Below are 6844 nucleotides of genomic sequence, written 5' to 3'. Positions count from 1 at the left end.
GGAGAATAAAAAAGCCGGTAAGAGACAGAAAAATTGAACTTTGCATCCATTGGATTAAAAGCACCGTTTGCCCTGGTTTCTTCATCAGTTAAAAGGACATGTTCTCCATTCTCTGCCGGGGATTCAGCATTTTCCCCATTTTCTGCAGGGCTTTCCCCATTTTCTCCCTTATCAGAGCCATCTTCTGTTTTAGAAGCAGGGTCATCATCAAAGTCCCTAAGTCCGCCGGGCCAGTTTTCTGCATTGTAAAAGGTATCCGGATTATCAGGGTCCGTTACCTGCTGATTTACGGCATTTCCCTCTTCATCTTCCGGAGAAAAAGCTGAACCGCTGGTAAAATAAGGGTCATTCTGAACTTTTTCTATGGAAATACCTTCTGCAGAAAGAAAGTGCAGGGTAAAAATACCAGCTGCAGCAAGTATGAGTAACTTTTTTTTTCCAGACTTTTCCACAAAAAAATTCATGCAACTATATTCTAATGTAAGAAATGGCAGAATTCTAAATTTGAAAAAAAAAGAAATGCCCTCCTGAGAAGGCATTTTTAAAGATGAGAAAATTCTTTGGAAAAGTGAATATTAATAAATAAGGAAAACTTAATTAAAAGGAACTTCTTCCCCTAAAGCTTCTTGCCAGGGTAAGACGGTCTGCATATTCAAGGTCGCCGCCTACAGGAAGTCCGGAAGCAAGACGGGTAACAGTAACCCCTAAAGGCTGAAGAAGGCGCTGAATGTAAAGGGCTGTGGTATCCCCTTCTACAGTAGGATTGGTAGCAATAATAACTTCCTTTACACCACCAGTTTTAACACGTTCAGTAAGTTCCCCCATTCTAAGCTGCATTGGGCCGATTCCTTCCAGAGGAGAAATAACACCCCCAAGTACATGAAAAAGACCGTTATATTCATGGGAATTATTGATTGTTGTTACATCCTGAGGCTGCTCTACAACACATATAATGGAAGAATCCCGTGTAGGATCACTGCAAATAGGACAAGGCTGAGTTTCTGTCCAGCTGCCACATATTTTGCAAGGCTGAATTCTTTCTTTTAAAGTTAAAAGCTGGGATGCAAATCTTTTAATAAACTCATCATCTGCCTTTAAAATATGATTAGCTATACGGGAAGCAGATTTTTTTCCGATTCCAGGGAGGCGGGAAAAACTTTCTGTCAGTTCATCTAAAGCGTTCATTGAAGTCCGCCAAGCATTGGTCCAAGCTGACTCTTTAAGCTTTCCTGCATTTTTTCCATGGCATTATGATGAGCAGCTTTTATAAGATCCTGAAGCATGGCAACATCCCTGTTATCAACACAAATAGGATCAAGTTTAATGTCCATAAGTTCAAATTTTCCATTAAGGGTAACCTGAACCATATTACCGCCGGAACTTCCAGTTACTTCTACCTTGGAAATCTCTTCCTGAGCTTTTTTTAACTGTTCCTGCATTCCGGCAAGATTCTTCATCATTGAAAAAGGATTCATAATTTCTCCATAAAATAAACTAAGCTTTAAAAAATACTGTTTAAGTATCAGTAACCAATAACAGTTCCCTTAAACATATCCCTAAGGATTCTTACCTTTTCCGGAAGTTCCCTTTTTGCTTCTTCTTCTTTTTTTTCTACAAATTCAACTGCAAACTTCAGGTTTGAACCATAAGCCGAAGATAAATAAGCAGCTATTTTTTGCGAAGCCTGCCTTAACTGAATCTGTTCATAGGCATTTTCTACCTGACAGTTTACAAAATCACCGTTTTTCTGCCAGTTTACAGTCTGCATTATGGAACTTGCCAGCATAGCATCATTTATGGAAAACTCTGCTATCATGGCTTCCTTAACCTTATCTATTGAACTGGTATCAATATTTACCGCAGCTGATACAGGCTGAACTTTTTGAGGTTCATTTTCTGCCTGAAGTGGTTCTTTTGCCTCTGTTACATTCCCCAAATCTGACTGAGGAAGTGCTTCCGGCTGAATTTCTAATTGAACTTCTGCCGGTCCCTCTGGAGCAGACTGCCACTCATCGCCGTCATAGGATTCTTCTGCTGACTTATTTAACGGCGGTTCAGCTCCGCCATTAAGAAAAGGGTGCGCCCCCTGCCCCGGTTCACTTGTCAGGGCCGAAAAAACCGGCATTCCTCCAGGAACATTCCCTGCCCTTGCTGCCCCCTGCTGAGGAACAGACTGCTGATTTTGAACAGGACTTCCATCTGAATAAGTCTGAATCTTTCTTGGATAAGCTGCTGTATCAAGAAGAGGCTTTACGGCATCAACTGCCTTTTTAACCTCAGATGCAGAAACGTATTCCTTAAGCCAGCAGAGCCTGCTTAAAGCAAGTTCAAATTCATAGCGGGAATTAAGGGAATAACGGATATCCCTGTATAAATTAAGAAAAATGCTTAATGCCCTTTCTATCTGAACTGAAGACCAGGCATTTAATACTTCTTCCGCAAAACGCTCAGGGCTTTGTCCAAGAAGAGCTTCTTTTTTAACACCGTTCTTTATTAATAGAAGAGAACGTAAATAATCTGTACAGTTGGAAATAAGCTGTTCAATACTTACTCCGTTCTGAAGATATTCATCAAGTTTAAGAAGGGCTGTCTGACTGTCTCCATTTACGCAAAGGGTAAAAAGTTCATTAAGACGGTCTACACCAACAAGGCCCAGCTTGTCACGGATTTTTTCGTAGGTAATTTCTCCATCACTAAAAGCAGCTACCTGATCAAAAAGAGTGTAACTGTCGCGCATGGAACCACCAGCTTCACGGGCAATCCAGTAAAGGGCTTCGTCCTGAGCCTTAATGCCAAGCTCGGCAGCAGCAGCAGCAAGCTGTTCCTTAACCTTTTCTACAGGAACAAGCCTAAAGTTAAACTGCTGACAGCGGCTTTTAATAGTAGCCGGAACCTTCTGAAGTTCAGTTGTTGCAAAAATGAATATTACGTATGGCGGCGGCTCTTCTATAGTTTTAAGAAGGGCATTGAATGCCGAAGTAGAGAGCATATGAACTTCATCGATAATATAAATCTTATAGCGACAGCTGTTAGGAGGAAAAAGAACTTCATCCTTAATCTGGCGGACATCATTAACACTGGTATTTGAAGCACCGTCTATTTCTATAACATCAAGAGATGAGCCGGCAGTTATTTCCTTACAGGCAGGACACTCTCCACAAGGAGAAGCTGTTGGTCCCTTTGCACAGTTAAGGGCCTTTGCAAGAATACGGGCAGTAGAAGTCTTACCACAACCCCTAGGTCCCGAAAATAAATAAGCATGTGCAATTTTACCAGACTGAATGGAATTCCTAAAAGTCTGAGCCACAAACTCCTGCCCAACAAGATCCTCAAACCGCTGAGGACGCCTTCTGGTTGCTGTTACTTCATAAGCCATAGTGCAGAGAATACCATAAATAATGTTATTTAACAAGAAAGTATAGATGTTTGATTAGATAGGACAGCAACCAGAAGGCGTGCTGTAATCAGCGCCAGGGAGGGCGCGTCCCGAGCTTAGAAATTAATAAACCGTAAGTTTTACGCAGTAAAACTTACGGACCATGTGAACCATGCAGCGCTGATAATCAGTTTTTGGGAAGGCGGCCGTTATCGCCTCTTTGATTCCTGTAAGCCCGTCAGCACAGATAATCATAATATCCTGCACTCCACAGGAATATACAGCGTTTTTCTGTCTATGGAAGCGATGCATTTCTTACTTTCATTTTTACCCTAAAATCATATTCTTAGTATCTATTACAAGTTTAATAAAAGCTTTTGTCTGATCGTCTTCAGTATGCTCAAAATCAAGTATAAAACCTTCAGTTCGCAGCTTATACCTTTCAAGTTCTGTTTTTTCAAATTCTGTTTTAACCGGAATAATTGTATTTACTTGAGCTTTTTTTCTTATATGCTTTTCCAAAACCTTCCCAAATCTTGATCATTTGGTCAGCTTCTGACTTGAACAACCTGTAATTCATATCTCCTGGCAAAATAGTTCTAATAAACTCTTCAGCAAGACTTAACTGTGCTAATATAGCCAAATTATCCTCCTTATAAAGCTCCGCGTTCAGAGGCGGTGCAGAAAGCATCTCCTTTTATTGAGGATTTATTACAAGTTTGTCTATTATCTCTTCATATTGAAGAACATAAAAAGCTCCAAGGGAGGCTCCAATTAACAAATCAACTTTTTCACTCTTACAATAGTCCCTGATAAGACACTGAGTTTTTTTACATCAGTGTGCAAATCTGGAAAAGGTATTGAATGAATGTTCCATTTTTTGAGAGTCTTTTTTAGCGTTTCAAAAGTTCCGCACTTTGGATTTCCCATAAAGCCGTGAATGTACAAAGCGTTTTTCTTCATAATTATTTCTCTATATAATCGCGTAATGTTCCCCGACTAGGATCTCTTAATCTTTCCAATGCTTTTTTTTCTATTTCTTCTATTCTTTCAGCAGCGTCTTTCTTCAACTGTTCATATTCTTCCGGAGTCATGTTCTTTACAAAATCAGGAACATTTGTCATCCTTAATATCTCTTCATCTTTATTTGTTCTGTTCTCTGCCATAAATTTTACCTCTATATAATAAATACACGAAAGGTGTTTTTTTTAAGTAAAATTCTTTAAAAAAATGCAAATTTTTTACTGTCTGCTTTTTATGATTCCATAAGTTGATACAGCATAAATCAAAAGTAGAATTCCGTTGATAATTACATAGAGAGCAAGTTTTACAGCCGTAAAAGCAAACACAAGATTGCAGATTAAAAAAAGGACAAAAAAGATTGACGACAAAGCCTGTATGTTTATTCCTCCAGTTCTTCCTTTGGTTGAGATTCCAAATATTCCTGCCAAAGTAAGTGCAGAAGTGATTCCTGCCAACATGCCCGCAGGATTCATTCCGAGCCCGCCGCCAAGATTAAGATTGCCGGCACCATTTGCGCCTATTTGTCCGAATACCTTTGCACCTTCAACGCCGACCTCTGCCTGCTTTTCAAACTGGAACGCAGAAAGATTTGCCGACTCATTCTGAAGTCTTTGAGCCTGAGCCATACCCTCACGCTGAATGCGTAAGGGTTCTTCAATTTTTTCCATCAAAATAAAACAGAAATTACATCAACTGTAACTTCTGACAGAAATAAAGTTCCATCTTGTGCAGCTGTAAGTACTGCGTTATCAGCGAAACTTAATGTTAGTGCAAGAGCTTCAGGAATCACTGATAGTAACAAAACTGATGATGATTCTATTCCGTCAGTTTAAGTAATGATACAAATGGACTTTGTGCTGTAAGACTTACAGAAATGTCAACTGGTAACACACAATATAAAAGTAGTAATTTTTCTATGGGTACGCTAATAAATCAACAAGACGCTTTTGTATTTGAAATTACAGCATCAACAAATTATATGATTGAAGCTTGGTATTATAATAGCAGTAGTGACAAACTTATTCCTGCAGCTGTAAAGTATGTTTAAAATAAAGAGGACTACTAAAAAGCAGTCCTCTCTTTTAATCATCTTATTTCTACTTCTGCAGTACTGCCCAACCCCAAACCCTAAACTTTATTTCAACATCTTCGTTTCCAATTACTACCGAAGTTATATTACCTTCATAGTGTATTATACCTTCATGAGTTGAACTGTCTATAGGTTCAAGTGCTATTTGTTCTGTTTCTAGTGTTAAGTATATAACTTTTGGCAATTCTACTTCAGTACCTTCTTTCAGGTTTTTATAATCAGGTGAACTGTTCAAAAGATCTGCAAGTGGTTGCTGTTCAGGAATTTCTTTAATAAAAGTAATTGAATAAGTTGGTTCTTCAGGTGTCTCTTCTACTGGATTATCAGTAGGAGTTTCACAAGAGAACATCACAAAACCAATAACCAAAATACTTAAAATTTTCAAAATCTTATTCATTCGAATCTCCTAAATTATTTAATACTTTTCTCTGCTGAATGATTCTACATCATCACACTAAAATTCCCTTGGGACGCTTTCCTAAAAATCTTGGGAAAATTTCCCAAACAAAAACGGGACTTTTGGTGTATACTTGATAATAAATACGCAAAAGGTGTTTTTTTTATGAAAAAATTTTGCATTTTTTTTGTTTTTTTAAACAATTTACTATTCATCGATATAGTTTTCTTTTCCAATTGACTATTTCCCATTCAGCAAGAGATTGACTACCTGCTTTTTTTCTTATTTTATCAATAATACTTTTATATTCATTCTTATCTTCTATCTGAGTCCAGTTACAGTCTTTTATTCCTGCATTTTGAAGATTGATTCTGTCAACAGGCAAGAGCGGTGGCTGCTCTTTTATTAAACCTATACACCAATAGTATTTACACATCATGTTCAGTAGCTTCTGACAAGTTCCGAAATTCAACGCATTTCCCAATTCTTTAGTTTTCGCCTGAAGTTTTTCAATGTTCGTAATATGTTCTTCTTCTCTTACTTTTCTTTTGCCATAATCTTTTAACAGCTCATTTTCCAAAAATGCTTTTATCTGCATTTTAAAATCTGCTTTCCCAATAGGATTTTTCCAAATCTTATTATGTTGAGATGCGGCATCCCAGGAAAGAATAAAAAATTCAGTTTTTAAAAATTCTGATTGTGCTTCATTCATGTCTACTTTCATGCCTGTTGTTTGATTTACTGTGTTCATTCATTTTTCTCCACCATCATTCTACGTCAAGAGGTCAAAATTCCTTTGGGACGCTTTCCTAAAATTCTTGGGAAAATTTCCCAAAAATAAAATTGCGATTTGTTGTATACTGACACTCATGACTAAAAAGCAAGCTGCCGGCTCTGGATTTAAAATAAAGGCCCTCTTTAAAATTGAGTTTATTTTCATTTATATTGCCGTCCTGAA

At 37.9% G+C, this 6844-nt stretch carries 10 protein-coding genes and 1 pseudogene; 1 reads left to right on the top strand and 10 read right to left on the bottom strand.

Annotated features, from left to right (window positions below):
• From K6D58_RS11550 to K6D58_RS11515, 8 genes and pseudogenes are all read right to left on the bottom strand, one after another.
• Positions 1 to 464 (bottom strand): histidine phosphatase family protein (locus K6D58_RS11550; protein WP_296830817.1); only part of this gene is annotated, 464 nt, incomplete at its 3' end.
• Positions 465 to 597: 133 nt separating this feature from the next.
• Positions 598 to 1185 carry a recombination mediator RecR gene (gene recR, locus K6D58_RS11545; protein WP_296830815.1) on the bottom strand — a complete coding sequence of 196 codons (588 nt, stop codon included), beginning with the start codon at positions 1183 to 1185 and terminating at the stop codon, positions 598 to 600.
• On the bottom strand, positions 1182 to 1475 hold the full coding sequence (locus K6D58_RS11540; RefSeq protein ID WP_296830812.1) for a YbaB/EbfC family nucleoid-associated protein: 294 nt from the start codon (positions 1473 to 1475) through the stop codon (positions 1182 to 1184). Before K6D58_RS11540 ends, recR begins: the two co-directional genes overlap by 4 nt.
• Positions 1476 to 1522: 47 nt before the next feature.
• The gene (dnaX, locus tag K6D58_RS11535; protein WP_296830811.1) at positions 1523 to 3376 is read right to left on the bottom strand and encodes a DNA polymerase III subunit gamma/tau; all 1854 of its coding nucleotides are present in this window, start codon (positions 3374 to 3376) and stop codon (positions 1523 to 1525) included.
• 156 nt (positions 3377 to 3532) lie between these two features.
• Positions 3533 to 3649, bottom strand: a pseudogene (locus K6D58_RS11530) (transposase); the annotation flags it as partial.
• Between the two features lie 196 nt (positions 3650 to 3845).
• On the bottom strand, positions 3846 to 4019 hold the full coding sequence (locus tag K6D58_RS11525) for a hypothetical protein (protein ID WP_296830809.1): 174 nt from the start codon (positions 4017 to 4019) through the stop codon (positions 3846 to 3848).
• Between the two features lie 322 nt (positions 4020 to 4341).
• On the bottom strand, positions 4342 to 4542 hold the full coding sequence (locus K6D58_RS11520; RefSeq protein ID WP_296830807.1) for a hypothetical protein: 201 nt from the start codon (positions 4540 to 4542) through the stop codon (positions 4342 to 4344).
• A gap of 75 nt (positions 4543 to 4617) precedes the next feature.
• Positions 4618 to 5067: a hypothetical protein gene (locus tag K6D58_RS11515; RefSeq protein WP_296830805.1), complete on the bottom strand. Its 450-nt coding sequence runs from the start codon at positions 5065 to 5067 to the stop codon at positions 4618 to 4620.
• Between the two features lie 206 nt (positions 5068 to 5273).
• Between K6D58_RS11515 and K6D58_RS11510 the strand changes: the two genes are divergently transcribed.
• Positions 5274 to 5447, top strand: a complete 174-nt coding sequence (locus K6D58_RS11510; RefSeq protein WP_296830803.1) for a hypothetical protein — start codon at positions 5274 to 5276, stop codon at positions 5445 to 5447.
• Positions 5448 to 5496: 49 nt separating this feature from the next.
• On the opposite strand, the gene K6D58_RS11505 is transcribed toward K6D58_RS11510, so the two are convergent.
• A complete protein-coding gene (locus K6D58_RS11505) occupies positions 5497 to 5886 on the bottom strand; it encodes a hypothetical protein (RefSeq protein ID WP_296830801.1) in 390 nt (129 codons plus the stop codon).
• Between the two features lie 211 nt (positions 5887 to 6097).
• Positions 6098 to 6637 (bottom strand): hypothetical protein, encoded by a 540-nt coding sequence (locus tag K6D58_RS11500; RefSeq protein WP_296830799.1) that lies wholly within the window; start codon positions 6635 to 6637, stop codon positions 6098 to 6100.
• Positions 6638 to 6844 lie beyond the last annotated feature (207 nt).

It is taken from the genome of Treponema sp., from assembly GCF_024696245.1.
Classification (GTDB): Bacteria; Spirochaetota; Spirochaetia; order Treponematales; family Treponemataceae; genus Treponema_D.
Note: the sequence above shows the minus strand (reverse complement) of the source record. Positions and strands in the feature narration are given on the sequence as shown.

What these genes read in the sequence shown, in the direction of transcription:
- recR (WP_296830815.1), bottom strand. Translation starts at nt 1,185, where the DNA reads ATGAACGCTTTAGATGAACTGACAGAAAGTTTTTCCCGCCTCCCTGGA.
- K6D58_RS11505 (WP_296830801.1), bottom strand. Translation starts at nt 5,886, where the DNA reads ATGAATAAGATTTTGAAAATTTTAAGTATTTTGGTTATTGGTTTTGTG.
- K6D58_RS11500 (WP_296830799.1), bottom strand. Translation starts at nt 6,637, where the DNA reads ATGAACACAGTAAATCAAACAACAGGCATGAAAGTAGACATGAATGAA.
- K6D58_RS11515 (WP_296830805.1), bottom strand. Translation starts at nt 5,067, where the DNA reads ATGGAAAAAATTGAAGAACCCTTACGCATTCAGCGTGAGGGTATGGCT.
- K6D58_RS11540 (WP_296830812.1), bottom strand. Translation starts at nt 1,475, where the DNA reads ATGAATCCTTTTTCAATGATGAAGAATCTTGCCGGAATGCAGGAACAG.
- K6D58_RS11510 (WP_296830803.1), top strand. Translation starts at nt 5,274, where the DNA reads ATGTCAACTGGTAACACACAATATAAAAGTAGTAATTTTTCTATGGGT.
- dnaX (WP_296830811.1), bottom strand. Translation starts at nt 3,376, where the DNA reads ATGGCTTATGAAGTAACAGCAACCAGAAGGCGTCCTCAGCGGTTTGAG.
- K6D58_RS11520 (WP_296830807.1), bottom strand. Translation starts at nt 4,542, where the DNA reads ATGGCAGAGAACAGAACAAATAAAGATGAAGAGATATTAAGGATGACA.